The 26,481-nt window shown below is 44.7% G+C and carries 25 protein-coding genes and 1 pseudogene; all 26 read right to left on the bottom strand.

Features of this window, described 5'->3' with window-relative positions:
* Positions 1–111 precede the first annotated feature (111 nt).
* Entirely contained in the window at positions 112–369 is a 258-nt protein-coding gene (locus tag DXA13_RS06085) for a hypothetical protein (RefSeq protein WP_118242474.1), read from the bottom strand.
* 53 nt (positions 370–422) lie between these two features.
* Positions 423–3,587, bottom strand: a complete 3,165-nt coding sequence (locus DXA13_RS06080; RefSeq protein ID WP_243009005.1) for a DUF5057 domain-containing protein — start codon at positions 3,585–3,587, stop codon at positions 423–425.
* Between the two features lie 20 nt (positions 3,588–3,607).
* A complete protein-coding gene (locus tag DXA13_RS06075; RefSeq protein WP_181995542.1) occupies positions 3,608–4,723 on the bottom strand; it encodes a hypothetical protein in 1,116 nt (371 codons plus the stop codon).
* A gap of 239 nt (positions 4,724–4,962) precedes the next feature.
* The gene (locus DXA13_RS06070) at positions 4,963–5,598 is read right to left on the bottom strand and encodes a prepilin-type N-terminal cleavage/methylation domain-containing protein (RefSeq protein WP_118242467.1); all 636 of its coding nucleotides are present in this window, start codon (positions 5,596–5,598) and stop codon (positions 4,963–4,965) included.
* An 11-nt stretch (positions 5,599–5,609) separates the two neighbouring features.
* A complete protein-coding gene (locus DXA13_RS06065; RefSeq protein WP_118242465.1) occupies positions 5,610–6,104 on the bottom strand; it encodes a type II secretion system protein in 495 nt (164 codons plus the stop codon).
* Entirely contained in the window at positions 6,091–8,220 is a 2,130-nt protein-coding gene (locus tag DXA13_RS06060; protein ID WP_118242463.1) for a hypothetical protein, read from the bottom strand. The genes DXA13_RS06065 and DXA13_RS06060 overlap by 14 nt, the downstream gene beginning before the upstream one ends.
* Positions 8,190–8,450 carry a hypothetical protein gene (locus DXA13_RS06055; protein WP_147347993.1) on the bottom strand — a complete coding sequence of 87 codons (261 nt, stop codon included), beginning with the start codon at positions 8,448–8,450 and terminating at the stop codon, positions 8,190–8,192. Before DXA13_RS06055 ends, DXA13_RS06060 begins: the two co-directional genes overlap by 31 nt.
* 5 nt (positions 8,451–8,455) lie before the next feature.
* Entirely contained in the window at positions 8,456–9,691 is a 1,236-nt protein-coding gene (locus tag DXA13_RS06050) for a type II secretion system protein (RefSeq protein ID WP_118242459.1), read from the bottom strand.
* A gap of 200 nt (positions 9,692–9,891) precedes the next feature.
* A complete protein-coding gene (locus tag DXA13_RS06045; RefSeq protein WP_147347992.1) occupies positions 9,892–10,977 on the bottom strand; it encodes a hypothetical protein in 1,086 nt (361 codons plus the stop codon).
* Positions 10,974–12,725: a pilus assembly protein PilM gene (gene pilM / locus DXA13_RS06040; protein WP_118242455.1), complete on the bottom strand. Its 1,752-nt coding sequence runs from the start codon at positions 12,723–12,725 to the stop codon at positions 10,974–10,976. The genes DXA13_RS06045 and pilM overlap by 4 nt, the downstream gene beginning before the upstream one ends.
* A gap of 38 nt (positions 12,726–12,763) precedes the next feature.
* Positions 12,764–13,540, bottom strand: coding sequence for an A24 family peptidase (locus DXA13_RS06035; protein WP_118242453.1), 777 nt, complete (start codon positions 13,538–13,540; stop codon positions 12,764–12,766).
* A 14-nt stretch (positions 13,541–13,554) separates the two neighbouring features.
* Positions 13,555–14,082: a type II secretion system protein gene (locus DXA13_RS06030; RefSeq protein WP_118242451.1), complete on the bottom strand. Its 528-nt coding sequence runs from the start codon at positions 14,080–14,082 to the stop codon at positions 13,555–13,557.
* Positions 14,083–14,412: 330 nt separating this feature from the next.
* Positions 14,413–14,931 carry a prepilin-type N-terminal cleavage/methylation domain-containing protein gene (locus DXA13_RS06025; RefSeq protein WP_118242449.1) on the bottom strand — a complete coding sequence of 173 codons (519 nt, stop codon included), beginning with the start codon at positions 14,929–14,931 and terminating at the stop codon, positions 14,413–14,415.
* A gap of 67 nt (positions 14,932–14,998) precedes the next feature.
* Positions 14,999–15,502, bottom strand: a complete 504-nt coding sequence (locus DXA13_RS06020; protein ID WP_118242447.1) for a prepilin-type N-terminal cleavage/methylation domain-containing protein — start codon at positions 15,500–15,502, stop codon at positions 14,999–15,001.
* A gap of 44 nt (positions 15,503–15,546) precedes the next feature.
* A complete protein-coding gene (locus tag DXA13_RS06015; RefSeq protein WP_118242445.1) occupies positions 15,547–16,071 on the bottom strand; it encodes a prepilin-type N-terminal cleavage/methylation domain-containing protein in 525 nt (174 codons plus the stop codon).
* Between the two features lie 79 nt (positions 16,072–16,150).
* Positions 16,151–16,702, bottom strand: a complete 552-nt coding sequence (locus tag DXA13_RS06010; protein ID WP_118242443.1) for a prepilin-type N-terminal cleavage/methylation domain-containing protein — start codon at positions 16,700–16,702, stop codon at positions 16,151–16,153.
* Positions 16,703–16,859: 157 nt separating this feature from the next.
* The gene (locus tag DXA13_RS06005; RefSeq protein ID WP_118242441.1) at positions 16,860–18,074 is read right to left on the bottom strand and encodes a type II secretion system F family protein; all 1,215 of its coding nucleotides are present in this window, start codon (positions 18,072–18,074) and stop codon (positions 16,860–16,862) included.
* A gap of 10 nt (positions 18,075–18,084) precedes the next feature.
* Entirely contained in the window at positions 18,085–19,143 is a 1,059-nt protein-coding gene (locus tag DXA13_RS06000; RefSeq protein WP_118242439.1) for a type IV pilus twitching motility protein PilT, read from the bottom strand.
* A gap of 2 nt (positions 19,144–19,145) precedes the next feature.
* Positions 19,146–20,503: pseudogene (locus DXA13_RS05995) on the bottom strand (GspE/PulE family protein).
* Positions 20,504–20,526: 23 nt separating this feature from the next.
* Complete coding sequence (locus DXA13_RS22840) at positions 20,527–20,844, bottom strand: hypothetical protein (RefSeq protein ID WP_347559725.1); 318 nt, start codon at positions 20,842–20,844, stop codon at positions 20,527–20,529.
* Between the two features lie 274 nt (positions 20,845–21,118).
* Positions 21,119–21,298, bottom strand: a complete 180-nt coding sequence (locus DXA13_RS05990; protein WP_118242437.1) for a DUF4250 domain-containing protein — start codon at positions 21,296–21,298, stop codon at positions 21,119–21,121.
* Positions 21,282–21,704, bottom strand: a complete 423-nt coding sequence (locus tag DXA13_RS05985) for a hypothetical protein (RefSeq protein ID WP_118242435.1) — start codon at positions 21,702–21,704, stop codon at positions 21,282–21,284. Before DXA13_RS05985 ends, DXA13_RS05990 begins: the two co-directional genes overlap by 17 nt.
* A 216-nt stretch (positions 21,705–21,920) precedes the next feature.
* The gene (locus tag DXA13_RS22835; protein ID WP_347559724.1) at positions 21,921–23,027 is read right to left on the bottom strand and encodes a hypothetical protein; all 1,107 of its coding nucleotides are present in this window, start codon (positions 23,025–23,027) and stop codon (positions 21,921–21,923) included.
* A complete protein-coding gene (locus tag DXA13_RS22830; RefSeq protein ID WP_347559723.1) occupies positions 23,024–23,779 on the bottom strand; it encodes a hypothetical protein in 756 nt (251 codons plus the stop codon). Before DXA13_RS22830 ends, DXA13_RS22835 begins: the two co-directional genes overlap by 4 nt.
* Positions 23,780–23,794: 15 nt before the next feature.
* Positions 23,795–25,639, bottom strand: coding sequence for an ABC-F family ATP-binding cassette domain-containing protein (locus DXA13_RS05975; RefSeq protein WP_118242433.1), 1,845 nt, complete (start codon positions 25,637–25,639; stop codon positions 23,795–23,797).
* A 62-nt stretch (positions 25,640–25,701) separates the two neighbouring features.
* Positions 25,702–26,472 (bottom strand): exodeoxyribonuclease III, encoded by a 771-nt coding sequence (locus DXA13_RS05970; RefSeq protein WP_118242431.1) that lies wholly within the window; start codon positions 26,470–26,472, stop codon positions 25,702–25,704.
* Positions 26,473–26,481: the final 9 nt, after the last annotated feature.

Raw genomic sequence — 26,481 nt, 5'->3', positions numbered from 1 at the left:
ATCCAGCGGCAGAATACTAAAACATTTTATCACTTATAAAACGGCAGCGAACCTCCCGTCCATCATGGACCGTCAGACTCACTGCCGTCATTTCCTGCTGTATATATTATTTTAGTCCAGATCAAAAAGCTCCCTGCATACCATGAGAATTTCAGCATGTACGGCTTTCGGATGTTTTATGGAACTGTCGCCTCCGTTTCCCATGACCTGAACTGCAAGGGTTTTTCCGTCCCACGCAGCAGGATTGTTGGATTCCCAGGTGAGATCAAGCCTGATCCACTGCGGTTCAGTGCCTTCCTCCGGAAACGGCACAATCGGAAAGGCCGACAGGTCCACACCTGCATCCGGATTTTCAACTTCAGCTGTCACAGTATAGCTGCCCGGATCCAGTTTCTTAAAATCTTCCGCGTCCCCATTTTTCTCTACAACTCCAATGCGGATTGCAGCTGTTTCACCGACAGCTCCTGCTTTTCCAGACAGAAGTAAATTGATGCCTGATTGTCATCCTCGTCATAGTAGTGGACATACCGGCTGCTGCCTCCCGCTTCCTTGGAGATATAGACAATCCCAGTTTCACTGTCTTCCTTTACTACTGTATAAACGGTTTCATCTTTTCTAGGATTCGAGGTTTTCAGGGCAGCAAAGATCGTATTGATAAACAGCTTCGTCTCTTCGGTCCGTCCATCCTTAGAATCCTCTGCCGAATCTCCGTATATGGAGAAACCTGTATAGAAGACATTTCCCTTTGAATACAGGTAATAATTGTTAGAGGCATCTTTTCTGGTTGTAGCAAAATACTCGGATTCTTCATCCGGAATGCCGTCTGGGCCTCCCGGCGTGCTGCCAAGGGTATACCAGACCGTTATATCTCCATACTCTTTCCTGTTCTGTCTGTTTAATGAAAGCTCATAGTACGGCGCATGGTTTTCTTTGATCTCTACCATGGCATCCGTATTGATTTCATATGGATAGCAGCTGACAATGCCGGGATTCAGTTCTTCTGCCCGTGATGTTCTGTTTTCAGCACCATATAAATATCCCTTGTTTGCACTGGAAAACGGACGATTGTCGTTAAGTCCTGACGCCAAAGAAGCATATTCCAGAAGCATGCCATCCGTAAATCCCTGCAGCTGCTTTATTTCATCATCTTTCCAGATTCCATCGTTCTTATTATCATTTCTGTAGCGGACGCTTCCAAGGTCCTTATCCTGTTTCTTTCGATCCGCTTCCGTTATGGTAATACCGAAGCGGTCCATACCCAGGGTATTTCGGAAAGACTGGGTCACATAATAATTCCAGGCTGGTTTATCCGGATACATGGCCTTTTCGTTACCGGCTACCGGCATAAGGGTAAAGCTTCTCTTGCCAGTTACTTCACCGCCGGAGGCAGATGTTTCTTCTACCGCATATTTCCATGATTCCCGGCAGGTAATTGTGGTACTTTCATCGGCAGGATATGCCAGATACTGATCATCATAAAGGTAATATGTCTGTCCGGCAACCGTTACTGGATTCATAATATCTATCCGTGATTCCGGGACAACGTCTCCTTTTGACAAAAACATCGAATAGACATCTTTCCAATAAGCCGTCCTCTTGGTCCATGATCCCCATTTAACCGTATCGCTGCTTTCCATTGCAGCCCGGAATTCTTCTAAAGTTGTCGCTCCTCTGGCCAGATTATAATATTTAATTGGAAAAAGGAGTCTGTCTACGCTCTGCATTTCCACGCTGAACCCTTTTCCATTAAAAAAGTCATATACCTCTGCACATGTTGCACTTCCATGAGAGCCTGAGCTGTTATAGAGAGGTATATCATAATCTTTCGTTGAAAACCAGATAATGACCCTATATTCCGCTCCCAACTGATAATCTGCCGTCCCCTCTTTTACAGGAGCAATTACCTTCCGGTATCCCTGTACATTCTTTTGATATTCGTCGCTCAAATAGATATGCTCATCTGAGCTTACTCCCTCTTTATCCATCTGGCTGTTTAAGTTTTCTATTGCCGATATTCCGTTATCCCCAACTGGCGTCCCAACCTCATATTCCGTCTTCTTAAAGTTCACGCCGTCGTCTGTCAGTTTCTTAGTGCCATTTGATGTAAACCGGTTATAATCTGCTACCGTCATCTGTTTCCATACAAATTTTTTCTCAACCGGCGTCATATAATTCAGGGAATTCACATAGGACATGGAATCATTTGTGAATATAACAGGCCGTTTTTCCTTTTCGATATATTCTCTGAGTTTTTCGATCGCATCCGGATCCGTGATGTCCGTTTCTCCGTTTAAAAGCTCATCTGAATCAAAGCCCATGCCGAATAGAATCATATCGTAGTCATCCAGATTCAGTCCCTTTCCTGCATCTGATATGTTTTCGCATGTTTTAGCCTCAAATTCGATCTTTCCGTATTCCGTTGAATCTTCATTTTCAGTAACATCTCTGAGAAGTTCCATGAATTTCGTATTACTCTGAAGGTTCCACTGATCGCCATCTTCCGGAATCACCTGGAGAATTTTTATATCTCTTTTCTGCTGGACCGGGCGGAAATAGCCTCTGTCCCTGCTCCTCATATCGCCGGAAACTGCCGTAAGCTGGAACTGGTAAACCTCATCATCCAGTCCCAGAGAAGAAAGGTCTATACTGATCTCACCATCTGCTTCATCTGCCGGAATTTTATACACATAATCGTGAGGCAGTTCCTTTGTCTGGTCCTGACTTGCCTGACCGCTTCCTGATGACGATGTGTCCTCATCTGACTTAGTTTCCGTAAACATCCCGTCGCCATTTACATCTATAATCAGAGTAAGCGCCGCACTGCTGTCGGCTTCATAAGTAAAGCTCAGAGAATTGGACCGCTCCAGTTCAAGGATCGTTTTTCTCTCCTCATCCCCCTCCGGCTGAACAGGCGCTATCGTTTCATTTTCATCGAAATGAATCTTTACTTCAGGACGATTATTCGGAAGTTCAAGATTGTCAATCGTCTCTGCAAAATCCGGTTCTCTGAAAATCTGTCTGTTGTCTTTTTCCAGATTCTCCGCAAGTACCTGATAAATATTTGCATCTGCCGGACTCTGCGGTTTGCTGCCCTTATTATCCAAATCATTTTTAACAGCCCAAGCCGTATCTATTACTTTTCCAGCTGCAATCACCGGCATGTCAGCCTTAATAAACTCTTCCAGCTGTACTCTCATGGAATCCGTAAGATCATTTCCGCTGAATCTGGCTTCTCCAGCCAAAGTATTTCCATTCTCCAGCTCAGGAATCAGGGACATATTTCGCAGAAAATACATCGCAGAGTTTCCATTTTTCCACTGTTCTTTCAAATTCTCATTCCAAAGAGCATCTTTATTGGAATGAAGGTCTCCTGAAAGATTAACAATATCATTTTTTCCCAAAAGGCTCTGAAATCCTTCTTTCGTGATATAATCTTCTTTCCGCAGACCATTGCTCAGCGTATCCGTTCGGACGATATCTCCCATATGGTTATATGGGAATTGCTTATAAATGGTATTCTCTCCGAAGAGATCGACATTTTCCCCGATATAGATGACGTCATAATCCGCCGCAAGGTCGGCTGTCATACCATTCAAAGTATTTGGCGTCACATGGGTAATATGAAAATACTTCTCATACGATTCGTCGCCATAGAGGTACTTTGCCAGCAGTTTACGGCCTCGATTGTCTGAAATTTGTAGCTGTTACATGGCTGGATTTCCAGGACGTGGACGGAAGCGTCTTCCGGGTTGTCGGGAATTCCCCCGCTTTCGATCTTACCATCCAAAATAATTTCTATTTTATTGAATGGTAGAAATCCTTTTGATAAAAACCCATGAGACGATACATCATTCATATCATATATCAATATATTGTCTTGGATAGGCGGTATATAATTCCCAGTTCCGTCATTGTGCCCCGGAAAGGAAGTGATATATCCTCCCTCGTCTGGCTCTAATCCCTCACTTAAGTTTTCAATACTCCACTGGCTTTTATATTGTCCGTCTTTATACAGTTCTCCGTTTTCATTAATATAGAATCCATTCCTGCCTCCAGGTTCAAACAACTCATTAAACTGACTGGGATCATCAAAAAAATTAAACATCATCTGCAGTTTAAACAAATTAAAATTACTGTTAGAAGCTTTACTCCACAACTTTTCACCTGGAAGAGCTACTGAAAGATTTCCAGACATTGCCCTCTGATATATTTCTTTTGCTTGGCCAAACGTAATATCACATGTATTAATAGAGTATTCTTCAAAGCTTGGATTACCATTTCGGTCGAGGATTGTATTATATATCAGACTAAAGTTTTCGATATCTCCATTCTTATTACCGCTGTCAAAATGGATATAATCAGCGCTTTTAATATCTTCTTCCGTCAGTTCATTTGGAGTCTTCACACTCAAATGAATCTCGTATTTTGAATCAAACTCAGTCAAAGCTATCTGGTTGTTCTGATAATTCCAATAAGGACTTTTTGAAGAATCATACTCTCCTACGCCAAGGCAAACCATTTTAAATATTTCATTATTTATTACTCCCTTATTTTTCCCATTCTCTTTTAAGAGAGTATATGGGGGCAGGTACCCTGAAAATTCTGTATCTTTATTTTTCGTAGGGTCCCAAAAAAAGTAATAACAGTTCGGATTATCATACCATTCATTTTTCGAACTCCAAAAAGCGTTCATTTGCTCTTCCGTCATCCCACGCTCAATCAAACCGGCCTCTCCGCCAATATAATACCCCAGCACTGCCTGCTGTTTTGTAGGCGCTACCTCTATGATATGAAACGGTATTTTTGCTCCATATGCTTGTTTCCTCTGCCACAGCACCGCTCCGACAACAAGAAGGCAGAAAGCTGCCAGTATTACAGACAGCTTCAAAAATAATATATAATTTTTCTTTTCTGTTATTATCCGTTCCTGTCTCGTCACCTTGTGCACCTTCCTGCGATTCGTTAATTTTTATAGTACCATATAAGATTCGGAGTATTCCTGGCCGTTGATCCGGAACTGCAACGGTATCCCCGACTCTCATTATTGGAAAATGTCAACTCGAACCGTACTGTCACGGAACCATCTGCTTCTTTCATCCCATCTACATTTTCCTGAATCACTCCGCCGATTTCCAGACTGACATCCATATCTTCCAGCTTATCAGAAATAAGATACTCTTTGCTGACAATTGCATCTTTTACTGAACTGCTGTTTAATGGTGCAGATATTCCTTCCGCCGAATTCACCGTAAAATCTCCGCTTCTCTTCTGATACAGGCTATGACCTGCCTTATCAAAAAAGAAAGTTTCTCCCGTGTAGTGTGTCCCACCGGACTGAACGGCCTGTTTTCCGGTAAATATTACGGTCCCCAATGCGTCCTGATCGATATAGACACTTTCCCCGTTCATTACCGCATCCGTAAGCCGCCTCATAACGCTCTGACTTTCACTTTGAATATCCGCGTATGTGGCAGTTCTCCTTCCCAGCTTTGTAGATACGTTGAGGAAAGCTCCAGCCATGAGCCCTACAAAAGCCAGTACCGTAATGCCTACCAGCAATTCAATCAGAGTAATTCCACGGTCATCCCTTTCCTTCATATCTATCACCTCTACTCAATCTCACAGCGGCCGGTTTCCTTATACACGGTCACCGTTAGTTTATTTCCCTGACCTTCCATCTCCATACTTCCGCTTCCCAATATACACTCGCCTGTATCCCGGTCAAATCGGTAAATATGGTATATTGTTCCGCCCGTGCCGCTCTCATCTGCAGGCAATGTGGTATCCTTCGTATAGGTTACGGCAGCAGCATAGCCAATAAATGATTTATTCAATTCCTGTTCCCAGCTGCCTTCCTTTTTCTTTTCCTGAGCACAGAACATTTCTCCATCCAGTTCATAGACAGTCAATTGCCACTCGCCTTCTCTTGACATAGCAATCATCTGGGTATATTCAATTTCTTCTTTGAGTATGCGGGCAAACTTTTCCATTTCCTTTCTTCTTGATGCTCCGGGACTTATTACCATCATCCCCGTTACGATTCCAAGTATAGCCACTACAATGAGCATTTCCAGAAGAGAAAATCCTTTGTTATCCTTCTTCATGAATTCTCGTCCCTCTCTTCCAGTTCTTCAGAATCAGGAAATCTTCATATCGGTCAAATGCAGAAGAGTCCGCGTCACCGTACCCATAAAAATATTTTGCAGCCTGCTCATCTTCCAGATAAGACGCCCATGTTCCCGGGTCTGCTATCAGCTTTGCTTCTCCCTTAATAGTAATCGTGCCGCCTGCAAGGATCAGTCCGTTCCATTCCTCACCGCTTCCGCCTTCAACAGTCACATTTTTATTTGTAACGATCAATCCCTGAGGCATGGCGTATGTAGCTCCGGCTTTCGCTTCCTTGCTGGATAAATTGAGTACAACATTCTGATCAGTCACAAGAATTCCGACGTCGCCTTCCTGCTTATGCAGGACTTCAAAATCTTCAATATTCCAGACGGATTCTCCATTTTCTCCTCCGGCCTTCAGGCGGGCAAACGTAGAGGCTGGAAGCGCGCCCTCTCCTCCGTCAGCTTTTACCGTCTCTGCCAGATATTTTTTCAGATTTGCATACGATAACTCACATGATCTGGACAGTTCCACTATGCCTAGAGAAGTAGGACTCTCGTTATTCATAAGATTAAAAAGCTTCTCACCAGCTCCTGATACCTCATAAAGTGAAGCTGATGTATAAAAGTTTCCTCCCTCATTCAGCGTAACAGCGCCCATCTTATCCCCGCCTGTAATTTCGCCATCCGCGTTTCCCATGCCTGCCTTTTTCAGATAACTGCTGAATGTATCACCGTGTTCCTCCAGGTACTTCCTGAAAAACTCTGTCTGCTCTTCTTTGCTTTCAAAACTGCGATAGATATACAGCTTTCCCTTAATACCGACAATTACCGCCGTGTTTTCTCCGCTCACCCTTGATGCACTGTAAGAGACAGTTCCATTCGTCTCTGATTTTGTAACTTTATAAGTGCCTTCTGCGTTCCCACTTTCCCCATCCTTTTTCACATTGAGAACAAGTTCACTTTTATCTGAAGGGAATATCAACGGATTCGACTCAGCTTCAGTGCCATTTTCATCTCCCACATGGATCTGTTCCGTTGGGACAAGGTAAATATTCTGGCTCGCCTTTACCGACATGGACTCGCCCAGTGGATAAGCTTCACTGACATCCCTGAAATTAAGATAAGCTCTTCCTGCCAGAAGAAGCGTATCCACTTCTCCAAAATCCACCGTATTTTTCTTGCCGTTTAAGAGGACTGCACTGCTGTCGGAATGCGTATTCTGATCAGGCTCAGCACTTTCTCCCTTATTGCCATATCCATAATAGCCACCTGTCAGTTTTACGGAATTCTCATCCTGCTGGAGCGTCAGATCATCCTGTACATACATGTCTCCACTATCCATAGTGAGCCGGGATGCCTGAAAAACTCTGACATTATGCGCCCAGACATGACTGGTCATGGAATACTCCTGATCCATGCCCTCTTCCGTTCCGCCTTCCGCGCCTTCTTCACTTTCATTATCGGATTCCCCCATACCAGCTGGGATAATGGATAAATCCCCTCCGTTGCTGACAGATAATTCTTCTCCTGCCGTCACCAGGTTGCTTTCCATGACAGCCTTCGCCTGGGAAATCTCTATATTGCCTCCATAAATATTTCCTTTCAGAAGGCTTCCGTCTCCATCTGCTGAATTTTCTTCAATTTTTATACCTTTATTCGCTACCAGGACATAATCATTTAACGCCTCTTTCTCGTTGATAAAACGGATTCTAGGCGTACGAATCGTCAAGTCGACCGTAATCGAGGATTCCACCTGAGTTGTTGGATTTACATAGGTCAGCTGCAGGTTTTCCAACATAATCTGCTGCCTCCCCGTTTCTTCTTCCCTATTCATATCTGTAGTTTCTTCAAAGCCCGCTGGTATACTGCCGTCAGTATAGGAAATCTCCCCAATTTTAACTGTAAGGTTCTCCTGTTCAACGGTCGCTGAGTATGATTTCAGTTTTGCTGCCAGACTGTCTTCCTCATGTGCAATCGGATTGAAATCCACACCCATACTGTCTTCCAGAGATTTTAAATACTTTTCAGCAAACGCTTCATTCGCTTTGTCGTTTGTCTTATACGTCGTATAAAGTCCTGTCAAAACCTCTTCATAGCTCTTTTCAGGCATTCTCCTGCCTCTTCGCCAAGGCCTGAATAGATTTCGTCCAATGCGGTTTCCAGAAAATAAAAATTTCTCTCTGATTTTCTGCCCAGCATACGTATCTGCCAGTTTGTAACTGCTGCGCTCAGACTCATAAACCCCAAAAGAGCGATCAGGGAAATAACGGTCAGGACCAGAAGCATGGCAGAACCTCTATTATTCAATTTTCCGTTTTCTGTCCAAAGCCGTTTTTTCATAATGTTCATTCCCTTTTTGATGAAGTGATGTTTAGCAGTTTTTCTCCCTTTTTCAATCCGGCCCCATCAGGAACCCCTTTATAAACAGTTACACTCAAACCATAAATTCTGTTATATGCGGCCGTTTTATCCACAAGCCCTCTTCCAGCGCTTCCGCTCCTGGCAGGGATGTTGGAAAATACTGTTACGATTTCATCTGTAGTCCCCGACGGAGGCAGTTTCAGCAAATCATCCAGAAAACCATACGGCGGAGGGTTCTCCGACGGAGAGATAATGTATACGGGATACGATATCTGATCACTTCTTTTTACCGCTGTGACAAATATTCTGTCGTACTCCACATTTTCAGGAAGAAATACATAGATACCATTCTCTATCTCTTTTTTTCCTTCTTTTTTGTCTTTCTTCTCAACCAGCGTTTTCACTGTGGAGAATACTCCCGTTTTGACTGACATAGCCGCCGGATAACCGGAAGCTTTATCCGGCATTTCCTCTGACACCGTATAAATCAGTTGCACCGATACCCCCATTTTTGTACCGCCGCTTTTGGAATCGATCATAATATTCAATATTCTCTTAACGTCGTCTTCGCTGTATATCGTTTCTTCCGAACCGCCGGAACCGGAGGAACCTGACCCGGCGCCCTCCTCCGCGCCACCTTCTCCATCATCTTCCGGAGGGTTCACCTTTGCCAGCAGGAGTCGTGTTAGGAATTGATCTTTATCTAATTCCTCCCCTTCTTCCCCTTCTTTATCCTCTTGGCTGGTTACAGAAAGGTCGGCTGGTGATACGACTGCATTCTGAATGCTGCTTATATCAGTAATCCTCGGCATTTCATAGAGATTCGAGTCCATGACACTTCCATCAGCAGCATCTTCGTTTGAGTACTTTCCGTAATCTGCTTCCACCTCAATCAGATAAGAGGAGGTTCCTTCTTTTTCCGACCTGGTAAATACAAATTTTCCCCCGCCTTGAACAGCCTGCCACTTATTTTCTCCAATCGTAATCTCTTTCGTATGATCTTCGCCTTCTGAAAGCTCTTTGTCTAGGCCCTCAAACGCATATCCTTTAAACGTCTCCACAGAATCTTTTGCCAAGTTCAGCACACGCTCGTCTTCTCTGGATTTTACCGATATTCTGCTGCTTACCGTAAAAGTGCGAAGGAGCACCCCAGTCATAATGGAGAGCACAGCAATCGCTACCAGCAATTCGATCAGGGTAAATCCTGCCTGTTTCTTCATAATCGGGTACTCCTTTCCTGATTTTCTTATAAGCCTGTATTACTTGGCAGCAGTTCGGATGGCAGACGGCATCTTTTCCTGGCTTAAAACCAAGAAATGTTGGATGTCCGTCTAATGTGAAAATTGGTACAGAACCGGTCTCATAAACCAATCGAACAACCGCTACTGTACCAATTTCTCCGTCGTCTGAACTGCTGCAGCTATTGTATGATTTCGATGCGCCCTTTCTGTTCTGCAACCGTAAATCTTGGATTCTGGCCATCGTCATCAGTTACCGCAATGCATACGTTCCGTTCTGTCTGATTATCGATGGAAACGTTTATTCCGCTCTCATCCCTGCTCCCTGTTCTTCCCGAACTCAGTACGTAGATATTGATCTCTTCCTTGTCCGGCACTACTACACGCTTCTCGTTGTCTCCTAACGCATAGACAATGTTGATTTCCTCTTCTCCCTGTACGACTGTTATAGAAAGATCCTCTGCTCCATTTTTCTCTGATATGAGCTTGCCTGTATCCTGCTGCCCAGCAATCACCTTGGCTGGAACATCCGAAGCCGTTCCATGAAGCATAATGTAGAGGTCATAATTCTTCTTGATATCCTGAATCTTTTCTGCAGCCGTACGACCATCGTAAGAAAGAGGCGTTCCGGACTGGAAAATGTTGTCCGTTCCGATCGGAACCAGTACATCCGGCTCGGGAAGGACCCGCTCTCCTCCTGTTACTGCAAACTGTTGAAGTGTAATATTCGATATGACCTTTCCGCTAGTCCCATCATAACTGGCTGTTATGGAAGGGATTGTGCTCTTATCCTGCCATGTAAAAACATAATCCAGTAGATGCTTCCACATGATATAATCGCATGTAACTGGCAACGTCAGCCTGCTCTCAGTCAGTGCATACGGTTCTCCCGCTTCCGGAGCGGAGTTAAGTCCGTATATCGTTGCTGGTTCTGTGTACGCCAGGGAAGTAATACCAGTTCCAAGCTCTCTTTCCAGCCCAACAACAAATGCAATCTGGTTTTCTTTTGCTATTCCGGCCGGATAGCGTTCCATCATCATGTCAAACGCTTCCGTATACTCTTTTGTTTTACTTATATATTCATCCTTTTTCGCAAGGATAGCCATTTTGTCATTGTATTCCTGTCTCAGTTCTGCTACAGAAACATCCAAACTCTTTGCCTTCGCTTTCAGCGGCCTTGCGCCGAACATCCAGGCAGCTCCCACGAGTATCAGGGATATGAGAAAATAGACAAGCCATTTGTCCCTGGAATTCATATTTCTCATCATTCACCCACCTCGCTCTCAATCAGCTCTACATCCTCGCTGGCTGTTTCTTCGGTGTCTGCAGCACTTTCCGCATTTGCTTCCACTGCCATATCTTCTTCAGCTTCTGTAAACCTGGCGTCGTCATTTACGAGCAGACATATAATTGAAAAAGAAACCGTCTCAGCACCTGTTTCATCAAAGGTACTTGAAAGCCCGCTGACATCTACCTGATAAACATTCGCTATGGTTTTAAGCTGCGTTATCAGCTTAATTACCGTGTTTTTACTGTCTGCCAACGCCGAAAATGTAATCTTTCCGTTATCGCATGCAAACGAAGTTATATTAACGCTGCTTGGACGAAGCTGTTCAAACACATCGATAAATCCGGCCAGGCTTTCGTTGTTGGTACGAACCATTGACTCAATCGCTTCCACGTCGCTGTATTTCTGCTCTGCCCGCTGGTAATTTTCAAAGATTTCATCCACATCCTGCAGTGACATCAGCTTTGATTCCAAATCCATTTTTTCAAAAGACAGATTAAAAAAGTCCAAAGCAGGTATCGTCACGATAACAAGGCCCATAAAAATGGCCAGGAGAACGAGAATACGGCATGCCTTCGTCTCAAGCTTTTTGCGGATATCCTGTTCCAGAGCCCTTGGCAGAAATCCCACCGGTTCAATCACGGCACCGATATTCGCCATAAACTGCATGGCCTCAGAAGCTGCCGGTGCTGCTGACGGACGGATAATAACACGTTTTAACGTAGAAAGTGTATGTACAGGCAGGCCGATACTTTCCTCAAGCGTCTGAGGCATGCCGGCAATCCTGGAACCTTCGCCGACGAAATAGATATTTGTAACCGGCATATCGGGATTCCTGCCGCGGTAATACTCAATCACACGTTCAATGTTCGATATAAAATAATTGATGCTGTTTTTCAGTTCATAGCTGTCCGCTGCTCTGAACAGTTCGTTTTCCTCCAGCTTTTTCTGAGCGCTATGATAAGAAACACCATATGTATCTTCTATAGTGTGAACAATATCCGCTGTACCGTAGTTGATATTTCTCTGCAGCATCATAACTGCATTATCAAAAACCGTAAGCGACGTATTGTCTTCACGCATCTGGATCACAAGGCACGTTTCCTCTCCAATTTGATTCGTGATCACCTGGAGGATGCTGTTACCCATATAATCAAGGGAAAGAAGCTTCAAATGGGCGAGTGCCGCCACATCATAATAGGATTGAACCATGCTGTTAGAGACAGCAAGCACCATAAGCCTCTGGCTCACTCTTGTATGTTTATCCCTCTTTTTGCGTTTCTCCTTCTTCTTTTTCTTATCTGCTCCGTCTTCCGGCTCCCCATGATCTTCCTCTTCGTTTTCGCCGTCCTCCTCATAGACGTTGGAAATCTTAAAGTATGAAATCACATAATCTTCCAGACCAATCGGAAAATATTCTTCCGCATTGGATTTTATCGTCTCTATGACCTTCTCGTCCTTCATACGCGGCAGGACGATTTCTCTGGACATGACCTTTCCTGAAGGTATTGTAAAGATGACCCTTTTCGTTTTTATATTGGCCTCTTTCAGGGCAGCAACGACGGCTTTCGCTACAGCTTCCGTATTGAGTACCGTTCCGTCATCCATCAGACCTTCCTGAATCTCTTTTTCAATCAGCCTCTTAACGACAACTCCCGACCGGCTCTTGGAAACTTCGCCAATCTGCATGGATTTATTTCCCAACGATATGGATAAAACCGTTCCCATCTTTTTTCCTTTCCTGCTGCATTATTTCAGTATATTAGTTACCTCAGCAGATATCCCATATACCAGTCGGTCATCTGCCGTCCCCACATCATGGAAATCCAGATTCCCAGGGAAAGGTATGGCCCAAAAGCCAGTACCCGGCTCTTATTTCTCCATTTCATTAATACGGGATGGATGATGGAACCGGCGATACAGCCTATCAGAAAAGCCCATAAAATCCCTTTCCATCCCAGCAGAAGACCAGCTGCAAACATCAGTTTCACATCGCCGCCTCCCATTGCTCTGCCCTTGGTAAGCAGAATCAAAAGCTCCAGAAATCCACTGACTAATAAAGCTCCTGTCAAAAACTCCGGCGCCCTGGAAAGGCCGCCGGCCATGCATTCTGTTATTAAGTTCCCAGTACCCATCGCTAAAATCCAAAGATTACAGGAAAAGGGTATTTCATATGTCCGCCAGTCAATCAGGCTTAAAACGATCAAAGCTGAAATACAGCCGACATACCATAGGCTCGTAAAGTGAAAGCCGAACCGGAGCACTGTCAGCGTCCAGAGCACTCCATTGGCCAGTTCGATAACAGGATACTGAACCGATATTTTTTCTTTACAGCTTCGGCATTTCCCTCCTAGTGCAAGCCAGCTGAATACGGGTATCATATCGTACCAGCGCAGCTTGTAACCACAGCTCATACAATGTGATTGTTCCCGGACGATGTCTTCATTCAATGGTATTCGATAGATACAGACGTTCAAAAAACTACCCACCGTAATTCCAAACAGGAACACAAATGGTAGAATTACAACCAGTTCTGAAGTCATTTCAATCCCTCTCATCAGTCCAGATCGACAATGCCGATTTTAAAATCAGAATCAATCACCGAACCCTTGCTGCTTCCTGCATATACGGCAATCTCAAATCCGGTTTCATCATCGTATACAACGCCGTTACTATCTGTTTCCCGTCTGATCTGAACATAAATACTCCCGTTTCCATCCGCTCCCAGCGCCCGTTTAGAAACAAGCTTAATTTCCGTTCTGTCCTCGTTAAGAATTCTTGTGATCTCTTTTGCCAGATCGCCATATTCCGTAGTATCCATAAGTGACGCCAGTGATACGCCGGCTTCCAGCTTGTTCGTCCACTCCTTGGAAAAATCCGCATATTCTCTGTAGGATTTTTCATTGGCCATCGCCGTATTCACCGCCATATAGACGGTATCAATCGTCTGCATATCCCTGGCTTCTCTCGATTTTTCCACATATTTAATTAATTCCGGCGCCAGTAAGCCGGCGAGTATCACCAGTATTGCAATGGAGATAATTAACTCCAGCATGGAAAATCCTTTGTTGTTTTTCTTTTTCATACTTATCTACCTCACTTTTCCTGATGATCTCTTATCTTTTATCGTATTATATCGTAGTGTTATATATGTAATCATCCTGCCCGCAAAGTCTTACCAGGCAACGCGTTCAGGTTGAAATATTCTAATTTAGGTTCAATGTTAGGTTCAAAAGGTCTTTTGACCCATTTGATACCAGATTGTTAATTATAATTATAACAGGTTAAACGAATCAAATCCTTATCTATTTATTTCCAGTAAATTCCGTAAAGTGGTTTTTTATCAATTAGGACGGAGCATTGCGAGAATGCCCCGCCTAATTATTTTACTTAAATATTTTTTATAGACTGATATCTACTTTGTCGTTCCTACATCGAACCCATCTACATGTGTCCCATCTTTAGCTGGTGCTACATAAACTCCTACTTCTAGGCCTTCTACCTTATCTGAACCTTCTTTGGATTGAACTATTACGAAAATATTATTCACAGTTGTTTTATCTGCATTATGACCTCCGCTTGCCCTTTTAGAATTTAAAGTCAATTCAGAAGACGATTTCCCTAATATAGATGCAACTTCTTTTGAAAATGCATCATTTTTATCCATTATATCTTTAATAGACATTCCGGAATCTATATCAACATAATTTCCACCTGTATTAGTCCCATCAACAAATTTATCATATGCCTCTTCATTAGTAAGCGCCGTATTCACCGCCACATAGATCGAATCCAGCATCTGCACGTCCTTTGCCTCTCTCGATCTTTCTACATATTTAATCAGCTGTGGTGCAAGAAGTCCGGACAGAACTACGAGAATAGCTACTGCAATGATTAATTCGATCAAAGAAAAGCCCTTATTATTCTTTTTCATTTTTAAGTTCCTCTCAATCTATAATAGTCCTTATAAAATCTACCGTTTCGGCTGAGTATCTTACTTTTTATTCTGTAGTTGTATTTTTTGTTGCAGTTACATGTCCTACTAAAAATCCGTCATTGTAGTTACCTTCCGTACCTGCATACACACCTACCTCCAGGCCGCTGACTCCATCAGCGCCGCTCGTTACCGTATTTACTTCAACTCTGACAACACCGCTCTTGGCCTTTGCCCTTTTAGACACTAACTCTACTTTATTTTTTCCTAAAATAGACTGTACTTCCTTTGAAAAGGCATCCGTTTTAGAAGAATCGAGAATATCATCATTGGCAGCTAATTTTGTTGTCGTTCCCGTATGGTCAGTTATGAACTTATCATATGCCTTTTCATTTGTTAAAGCCGTATTCACTGCCACATATACGGAGTCCAGTGTCTGCATATCCTTCGCTTCTCTCGATCTCTCCACATACTTAATCAGCTGTGGTGCAAGAAGTCCGGATAGCACGACCAGGATCGCTACTGCTATAATTAATTCAATAAGGGAGAAGCCTTTATTATTCTTTTTCATACCATAGTTTCCTTTCATTTATATATTTTGCCTTGATGTATTTTTTATGTTTCATCACTAGGAGAAGATTCAGGATCTGAAGAACCTCCAACGCTTACATTTCCAACCTTGAAGTCGCTGTTAGCCGTACCCTTTTTACCTGCATATGTTCCTACTTCCAAACCAGCCACATCATCGGCTCCGCCTTTAACTTCTCTTACCTGTACCATAATAACGCCGCTGTCCGCTTTAGCTCTTTTAGAGATTAAGTCAACCTCTGTCTTTCCTAAAACAGCCTTTACCTCTAATGCAAACTTATCTGTCTTTCCTAAAATCGTATTTATCGGCATACCATCTTTTATATCGCCGTATCCTGTTCCCGTTGTAAACGCATCATATGCATCTTCATTCGTCAGCGCCGTATTTACCGCCACATATACGGAATCAAGCGCCTGCATATCCTTCGCTTCTCTCGATCTCTCCACATACTTGATCAGCTGTGGCGCAAGCAGTCCCGACAGGACAACGAGAATAGCGACCGCTATAATTAATTCAATAAGAGAAAAACCTTTATTATTTTCTTTCTTCATAGTATGTAATTCCTTCCTTTTCTTTCATAAAGCTATTAACAATACTTTTCGTATCGTCTTACAGATGGATTTTATGAGCTTATGGATTTGTATTTGGTTTGGCATCTATATATCCCGCCTTAAAGTCGCCGTTAACCTTTCCAAGACCGCCTGCATATACGCCTACATAAAGGCCGGATACACCGTCTGTTTCAGCAGAGGCTTTCACTTGAACCATAATGGTTCCTTCTGCCATTGTCCCATCCGGCATTACAGCTTTTACCCTTGCTCTTTTGGATACCAGCTTAACATCTGCTGCATCGCTTTTTTCCAAAGTTGCTTTCACTTCTTGTGTAAAGCTGTCATCAATTTTGAATAATTCAGTAAGCGTCATTCCGGCAATCATGTCTCCATACTTTCCGCCCGGTCCGTTTTCGTCAGTAAACACTTGATACGCCTCTTCATTGGTCAAGGCCGTATTCACCGCCACATAAACGGAATCCAGCGTCTGCATATCCTTTGCCTCTCTCGACCGCTCCACATACTTAATCAGCTGTGGTGCAAGCAGTCCGGACAACACAACCAGAATTGCTACTGCTATAATCAGTTCGATTAATGAAAATCCTTTGCTGCTTCCCCTCTTTACCTCCATTGGCCCTCTCCTTTTCTTTTCCTTACCTTCCTTTCACTTTAATATACGTACAATCCTGTCGTTTCGAGACACCGGTTGGATTCATACCTTATCTCTTACGGCTCCGTGCCCCCCGCTCCCATAAGCGGGACCGTCACTTGGCCGTAATTCTCATCACCTACAGGTTTCCGGCGTTCTGATACATCGATAACATCGGCGTGTAAACCGCCATAATAATTGCGATAACAATAAACGCCATGAAAAGAATGATCAATGGCTCCAGGGCTGCGGCCGCTTTCTCGGTAGCCGCCTCCACCTCTTCCTCATAATATACGGCCAGGCTGTCAAGCATGCCATCCAGTCCACCTGTCTCTTCACCGATATTTACCATATGGTATACCATTGGAGGAAACATTCCGCAGTCTCTCAATGGAACGGCAAGGGAAATCCCCCTTGCCACCTGCTCTCTGGCATTTTTCATAGCATCCTGAAAGAGGGGATTATTCATAGTGTCGGCCACAATATTTAAGGCCTCCATAATCGGTACTCCGGCAGTCAGCAGTGTGCTGAGATTCCTGGCAAACTGAGCGCATGCACTTTTCTGATTCACTTTCCCGAAAATCGGAATTTTAAGCGCCACGCTGGCCAGCAGATACTTTCCTCTGTTTGTGTTGCGGAACATCCTGTATGCAAATATCATGGCGCCCACAAATAAAAGGAGCAGATACCAGTAATGTACCATGAAATTACTGATCGCCACTACCGCCCTTGTATACATCGGCAGCTCGGTATCCATCTCCGCAAACATATCGGAGTACATAGGTACAATATATACCATCATAACCGTAATTACAACAACTGATGCAATACCGAGAATAATCGGGTAAATCAGCGTTTTCGCCACAAGGCTCTGTATCTTTGCTGATTTTTCATAATGAATCGCCATTCGTTCAAATGACAGTTCCAGCTTGCCTGATTCCTCTCCGGCCTGCACCAGATTGATAAACATTTTCGGAAACACAGCTTCCTGGCGCCTCATACTTTCAGAAAGGGATTCTCCCCTCTCCACATAGGAGCGGGTTTCCCTCAATGCTTCTTTCAGCGTTTTATTCTCCGTCTGTTCCACGAGCATTTCCAGCGCCCTTGTTATGCTCACTCCGGCACTGATGATCGACACAAACTGCCTGCAGAATACGCTCATATCCCTGGCCTTTACACGATGTGTGAACGGCAGGTTGATCTGTGTATCCCAGATACTGGGATTTCCTACAGAAATAACCGTATTTCCGCCGGCCTTTAAGGCCGTCAGTGCGTGAGAACGGTCGGCAGCTTCAATCAGCCCCTTTTTCTCCACTCCGGAAGGGGTAACGATATGATAACGGTAACTAGCCATCCGTCTCCTCCTAATACAGCATACGCTTTTCCATCGCCAGCGGATCAACTGAGAATTCAATGGCTGACCGTTCACTGATCTGACCGCTTCTGTAAAGTTCCAGAAGGGCATCGTCCAGAGTAATCATTCCCAGCTTTCTGTTGGTCTGAATCACGCTTGTAATCTGATATGTTTTCCCTTCACGGATCAGGTTACGGACCGCAGAATTCACATGCAGAATTTCAAACGCTCCCATTCGGCCGCTTCCGTCTTCTTTTGGAATCAGCCGTTGTGAGATGATCGCCTCCAATACCATAGCCAGCTGAATTCTGATCTGAGCTTGCTGATACGGGGGAAATACATCAATAATTCTGTCGATCGTAGCTGCTGACCCAATTGTGTGCAGCGTTGAAAATACCAGATGTCCCGTCTCTGCCGCTGTGATTGCGGTACTGATTGTCTCCAGATCACGCATCTCGCCCACCAGAATTACATCCGGATCTTCTCGAAGCGCCGCCCGGAGTGCAGCAGCATACGACATACTGTCCAAACCGATTTCTCTCTGATTTACAATTGCCTTATCATGCCGGTGAAGGTACTCGATCGGATCTTCCAGCGTAATAATATGTTCTCTTCTTGTATGATTGATTTTACCAATCAGGGACGCAAGCGTTGTAGATTTACCGCTTCCCGTAGGGCCGGTGACAAGTACGAGGCCGCTTTTCTTTTTCGCCAGTTCAATAACCGATTTAGCCAGTCCCAGCTTTTCTGGTTCTGGCACCTCTGTTCCAACCAGACGGAAGGCAGCGGCTACCGTTCCTCTCTGTCTAAATGCATTTACACGGTATCGGCCCAGCCTTGGAATGCCAAAGGAAAAATCAACTTCACCCTTTTCTTCAAAAACCTCTTTTTGATGATCCCCCATGATGCTTTCAACCAACGCTCTAGTATCATCTCCCAAAAGCTTCGGATACGTGTCCAGAACCACAAGTTCTCCATTGACACGAATCTGTGGAGGCACTCCGACTGTAATATGAAGGTCGGAAGCTTCTCTCCTTCCTGCCTCTTCCAAAAGTTCTATTAAAGTCATCTCTAGTCCTCCTCACAGGCAATTTTATGCATTTCGGACAGAGATGTAATACCGTCCAGAACAAGTTTAACCGCACTCTTTCTCAGAGTCATCATGCCTTCCTTCATAGCCTGCTCTTTTATGGCAGAAGCCGACCCCTTTCTTGCAATCATGTCGCGTATCGGCTGACTGATCGGCATCAGTTCATATACTCCGATTCGGCCGTAATACCCTGTATGACTGCAAAGCGGACAGCCATTTGGCTCATAAACGGTCAGCTCCTCGTCCTCTTTTACGCCTAATTCCAGCTTCTCCCTCTCAGTAGCCTGTCTGCCGCGTTTGCATGTGCAGAGGCGCCTGCAGAGTCTCTGCGCTACAACTCCCACAAGGGCATCCGCAATCAGATATGATTCCACTCCCATATTCATCAGCCTGGCAATACTTGCAGATGTACTGTTTGTATGAAGCGTACTCACTACGAGGTGGCCTGTGATGGATGCCTGCACGGCGATCTCCGCAGTCTCCGGATCACGGCTTTCACCAATCATGATAATATCGGGATCCTGACGGAGGTCGATCGAAGTGCGTTGGCGAACGTCATGTCCGCCTTTGTATTTACCTGGATCTGATTAACGCCGGTTATAATTGCCTCTACCGGATCTTCGACTGTAACAATATTGACGCTTTCATTATTCAGTTCGCTCAGCGCCGTATAAAGCGTGGTTGATTTACCGCTTCCGGTAGGCCCTGTTACCAGAATGATTCCATGAGGGCGCGCCAGCATTCTTTCAAATACCGGAAGCTCCTCTTCCCTCAGGCCCAGATCACGCTTATCACGCATAAGCCCAACCTTGTTGGTCAGTCGCATAACGATCTTTTCGCCATAAACAGTCGGAATCGCAGAAACACGAACGTCGTATTCCACATGGTCAACCATAATCGTAGTTCGGCCGTCCTGAGGCTTCCTTTTCTCTGCAATATCCATTCCGGAAATAATTTTCACCCTGGCGATCAGCGCCGTGAAAATCGTCATGTCATAGCTCATGGCCTCTACCAGGTTGCCGTCTATACGGAACCTGATTCTGATTCCGTCTTCCAACGGTTCAAAGTGGATATCGCTGGCTCTCTGGCGGACAGCCTGTTCCATAATGGAACGGACCATTTTTACAATCGGAGAATTGTCATTGGCCTCTCTGTCTCTGGCCTCCTCTTCCTCCTGGGCAGCCTCTTCCTGAACCCGCTCCCGCTTGTATTCGTCTGCAACAGCAATCACGGACTGCTTTCCAAAGTATCTGTCTATCTGAAAAGAAATCTGACTCCTCGTACTGAGTACCGGAGCGATTCTCATATTCGTCACAATCTCAAGATCATCGATAGCCATGAAATCCATCGGATCCGACATCGCTACGAGAAGCACATTGGGATTATCCGGCGAAAAGCTATGGGAATCAGATTATACTTTTTCGCCATAGCTTCATTGATCATATAAACAGCCGCTTCGTCCAGCTTCATTTTTCTCAGTTCCATATATTCCAGATGAAGCTGTTCACACAAAATATCCACGATGCTCTTTTCGGATACATATCCCAGACTTATCAATGTTTCCCCAAGCTTTGTCTTTCTGACCTTCTGTTCCCGCAAAGCCTCTTTCAGCTGTTCTTCTGTTATCAGCCCTTTTGAAACCAGCAAATCTCCCAGACGGATTCGCTGTCTCTGTATCATCGCTTACCATCTCCTTTCACATACCAATGAATAACACGACAAAGAGTTCCGCAAGCGGAACTCTTGCGCCGCCGCGCGGTTGCCCATGGCCGCAGCGCGGCTATGACATAAAAAGCAAAAAGGGAGTCACTGTATTCTATCCCAATAAAACTCCCCGCTTTCCGCTATCATATATTATTTCACAGCCTCTTTCATTCATTTTATAATTTATGCAAAAAAATGTCAATTCTTTCGCTCTTTGTTTCTGGTTTTATAGTCAATATTTCGATATTTCTTACAAAAATCGGCCCACTTTCGCGTCATATTCAAAACCGGCCTCTGACAGCCTGTCACAAATTTCCTTTTTTTCCAGCCCCATTGCCAGACAGAGTTCATCCAGGGTGCCATAGTAATCTCTCATCTGCGTGTTAATATAGCTTACCAGCATAAATGGATCCTTAGGGATATTTTTCATAATCCGTCATCTTCCCCTCTCTGATTTCAATTCTGTATCCATCCACCTGATAGACAATCGCTACCAGTCTCGTCCTCTGCCAGTTTACGGAAACTCTGACAACCTTGGCTCCCTTCGGGCAGACATCATACAGATATTCATTTAATTTATTGCGTTTATCGCTGATCGGGCAGGACAAAACATCCTGATAAAGAATTAAGGAATCAGACATGCCCTTAGATACAGAATCCTCCAGATATGTCTCCAAAGCATAGAATACGACCTTAGCCTGGTCTCCTCTCTGTCTCTCCCTGATTTTCTCCATTCTTCCTGCCAGCACACAGCAGCTGCTTCCAGCAATAACGATAACAACAGCAATCGCAGCAACTAATTCAAGCAGTGTCATTCCAGTATTGTCCGTTTTCATAACTATGCCGCCTCTGCACCAGTATCATTTACACAGGCAGCACAAAGTGTCAAACAGTCCTGACTCCGGCAGCTGCCTGCAGGCCCAAATACCCCGCAGGTCAACGGTCCCAGTAACAGCGCCGGAGGTCTGCGGGGTATCTGGCTTACGTGAGAGATTTTATCGCAGAAAGATCAATCACTCAAGGCGATACATCGGACTTATTCTTCCTGATTCTTATACGTTCTGATTCTCTGCCGGCTTGCCAACAAAAACCACTATTGTTCTGGAAGATACCATAAATTGTTTCTGGTTTTTAACTTCCGGTTCTTCCCCTTCCCTGAAAATACCATTGCAGCTGGCTTCATTCGTATTAAACGCGACATGCCACTTTCTATTTTTAGGAAGGTTCGGAAGCGCAAATTCATGCGGCTCCCAATGCATGTTGTAAGCCACAAAGAAATAATCGTCTCCCTGGCCGTCTTTCTCTGCATAATCACCGCAGTACATCACGCCCAGCTGGCGGCGGAAACTCTCGAATTCCGGTTTCCAGGCCTTAACGCCGTGAAATGATATATCTGGATAGCCGCATGCCTTATAATCCAGAACACGTGGTTCCTCATCCATATGAAAAACAGGATGCTTTTTCCGGAATGCAATAGCATATTTAACAAATTCCAAAATATCTTCATTTGTCCTGACCAAATCCCAATTCAGCCAGGATGTGTCGTTATCCTGACAGTATGCATTATTATTGCCATTCTGAGAATTGCCGAATTCGTCGCCTGCCATTAAAAGAGGCGTACCCTGGCTTAAAAATACCATCAGCAGCGCGTTGCGAATCTGCTTTTTCCGCATTTCCTGGACCTTTTTCCTTCTTGTAGGACCCTCTACGCCGCAGTTCCACGTATAATTGTAATTGCTGCCATCCTGGTTTCCTTCTCCGTTTTTTTCATTATGCTTCATTTCATAACAGACCATGTCCATTAACGTATATCCGTTTGTATTGGCAATGTAGTTAATTACCGCATAGTCCTTCGGATTTCTTTTTGTGCGGAAAACCAGATTGTTCAGCTGGTCCTCATCCCCCTTCAGAAGGCGGCGCATGTCGACCTGAAACCCGTCATTATACTCTCCAAGATGCTTTCTGTTCCCTCCCGGCACCCCATCCCACGACGTTGCAAACAGCTTTGTTCTGCTTAAAAACGGATCGGTTCCCAACAGCTTTACCGGCACCGCTCCAACCAGGTGAATTCCGTCCACGTGATATTCTCTGACCCAGTAACGAACTGCATCCAGGACGAAAACCGGGCTTTCTTTTCCTGTAAAATAAAGCTCGATCACCAGTTCCACTCCATTTTTATGAAGCGCGCGGACAAGGTCCTTGAGCTCCCGTCCTGGTTTTTTTTCCTGAGACGAACAGTATGAGCCTTTGGCGCAAAATAATAACCGTCTTCGTATCCCCAGTAATTGATTTTTCCAGTCGGTTCCTCCTTTGCATAAGGATTCCCGTCCGCATGATTCGGCATCATAACCTCTGAAAATTCCGAAGGCGGCATAAGCTCCAACGTAGTAATCCCAAGCTCCTTTAAATAAGGAATCTTTTCCTCAATTGCCCGGAACGTACCTTTCTCAGAATTTTTTAAAGCCGCACGCTTTGTAAATCCTCTCGTATGAATCCGGTAAATAACCATATCTGTATATGGAATTTCAAGAGGCTTATCGCCGTCCCATTCATATAATTCTTCCTTCAGAGGCGTCTTCATCACTTTTTTTACCTGTGAAAGGCTGCCCCACTTCTCTCTTCCCGTAAAGGATGTTCCGTAGGGATCCGGAAACAGTTTCCCGCCTGCTTCATAGCAGTATTCCACATTCGTAAAACTGTCTCCTGCAACCGTCATGCTCCATACATTTCCCATCCTCTGTTCAGCCGGAAACGGCAGCTTCTGAAAAGGTTTCTCTTTTCCCTTTTGAAACAAGAGCAGGCTGCAGCTTTCTCCCTCCGCCGCCACGCAAAAATGGAATCCGTCCTCTGTTCTGGCTGTCCCCATGGGATACCACGTATTTCTATCTTCTGCAATGCGATATGCTTCCATCTGTTCACCCCTCGTTTATTCCTGCTCTGCGATTCGTTCGGCCAGATCATTTAAGTACATCCAGCGTTCCATCTTTTCCTCCAGCAGCTCTTCCTTTTCAGCCTTCTCAGCCATCAGTTCATTCAATTTCTCGTAATTTCTGGCCTCTTTTTCAATGCGGCTTTCCAAATCTGATATCCGTTCCTCCAAAGCCGCAATGTCATCCTCTATGGAATCCCATTCTTTTTGTTCTTTAAATGAAAATTTCAGCCTTGTTTCCTTCGTTTTTCCCTTGGCACTCACACTGCTGCCGGAAACCTTTTGCTTTTCTTCTGATACACCGCTTCCATCCTGCGGTTTTCTCTCCCGTTCATCATCCCCGTTTTCCAGGCTTTTCCTCTCATAAGCCGCCTGATAATCCGTAAATCCGCCTTCATATTGAGCAACGCTGCCCTCTCCTTCGAAAGCAAAAATCCTGCGTACAACACGGTCCAGAAAATACCGGTCATGAGAAACCGTAATCACGATTCCCTGGAAGCTGTCCAGATAATCCTCCAGAATCGTCAGCGTCTGTATATCCAGGTCATTCGTAGGCTCATCCAGCAGAAGCACATTCGGGGCCTCCATCAGAATTCTCAAAAGGTAAAGCCTACGCTTTTCCCCGCCGGATAATTTTCCTACTGTCATATACTGGGCGCTGGAAGGGAACAGAAAACGTTCAAGCATCTGTGAGGCACTGACCCTTCCATCCCTAGTCTGCACATACTCCGCTGCATTTTTAATATAATCAATAACCTTCAGGCTTTCATCCATGGCCTCATTCTCCTGAGAGAAGTACCCCATTTTTACCGTCTGTCCAACCGTAATGGTTCCGGAATCCGGCTGTATCCATCCAGCTATGATTTTCATCAATGTGGATTTTCCGCTGCCGTTAGGCCCTATGATTCCAATCCTGTCATTTTTAAGGAAAATATATGTAAAGTTCCTCATCAATGTCTTGTCCCCATAGGCTTTGCATATATCTTCCAGTTCTACCGTGGTCCGCCCCAATCGGCTGGACACAGACTCTAGTTCTACGTCTTTATCAAATTCCGGTCCCTTTTGATCCCTCAGAGCTTCGTATCTCTGAATGTGGCCTTTTTGCTTCGTAGAACGGGCTCTAGCGCCTCTCTGCATCCATTCCAGTTCCACCCTGAGAATAGACTGCCGTTTTCTCTCTGAAGCCATCGCCATGTCCAATCGCTCTGATTTCAGCTTCAGGAAACCTTCGTAATTCGCCTGATAGCTGTAAAGTTTCCCCTTGTCAAGCTCTACAATACGGTCGGTAACACTGTCCAGGAAATATCGGTCATGGGTGATCATAAGAAGGGCACCTTTAAATTTTTTCAGATAATCTTCCAGCCAGTCGGCCATCTCGCTGTCCAGGTGGTTGGTAGGCTCGTCCAAAATCAGAAGGTCCGCCGCGGATAATAAAACGCTTGCCAATGCGATCCTCTTCTTCTGACCGCCGGAAAGCGTTTCCACCTTTGCCTCAAAATCTGTAATACCAAGCTTCGTAAGAAATGTTTTAGCCTGACTTTCCAAATCCCATACATGAGAATGCCCCTCATTGTCCCGGACAATACTTTGAAGGATCGTATCTCCCTCCGTAAACTGCGGATTCTGTGAAAGGAAGCGGATATCCAGATTTCTGCGGCGTACCACTTCTCCCTGATCCGGTTCTTCCAAACCTGCTACAATTTTAAGAAGCGTCGACTTTCCCGTACCGTTAATGCCGATCAGGCCGACTTTTTCTCCGTCTCCAATAGAAAAATCCGTATCGTCAAACAACAGCCGTTCTGTATATGATTTTGTCAGGTGTTCCACTGTAACTAAACTCATGATTGTACCTTCCCTGTCTTCTTTTCTTGCGAAGGCTGTACCTTCAAATCTTGCCCGGCAGATTACTGCCGGGTATTTGACTTTATTACCAGCTCAACCGGGCAGTGGTCTGATCCCATTACATCCGTATGGATCGCCGCCGATTCCAGCCTGTCCTTCAGACCCTCAGATACGCAGAAATAGTCGATGCGCCAGCCGGCATTCTTCGCCCTCGCACTGAAACGATAAGACCACCAGGAATAAATCCCCTCTGTCTCAGGGTAAAAATACCGGAACGTATCAATAAATCCTGCGTCCAGAAGAGACGTGAAGTCCTCCCTCTCTTCATCGGAAAATCCCGCATTTTTTCTGTTGGATTTCGGATTTTTCAAGTCAATCTCCTGATGAGCCACATTCAGATCTCCGCAGAAAATCACTGGTTTTTTTTCTTCCAGCTTCTTCATATAGGAAAGAAATGCCTCATTCCATGATCTCCGGTAGGGCAGCCTTGCCAGACCCTCCTGTGAATTTGGCGTATAACACGTCACCACATAGTAATCTGGAAACTCTGCTGCGATCACTCTGCCCTCATGGTCATGCTCCTCTGCTCCGATTCCATATGATACGGACAGCGGTTCTTCCTTAGTAAATATCGCCGTCCCGGAATATCCTTTTTTCTCAGCATAATTCCAGTACTGATGGTATCCTTCCAGTTCAAGATCAATCTGTCCCTCCTGAAGCTTTGTTTCCTGAACACAAAATACATCCGCGTCTGCTGCTTTAAAATATTCTAAAAATCCTTTCCCCACACAGGCCCTCAGCCCATTTACATTCCAGGAAATTAATTTTGCCATTTTTTATCT

The sequence above is a fragment of the Clostridium sp. AM58-1XD genome, from assembly GCF_003464085.1.
Taxonomy (GTDB): domain Bacteria; phylum Bacillota; class Clostridia; order Lachnospirales; family Lachnospiraceae; genus Lachnoclostridium_A.
The sequence above is the reverse complement of the archived record's forward strand: the minus strand, read 5'-3'. Positions and strand labels throughout refer to the sequence as shown.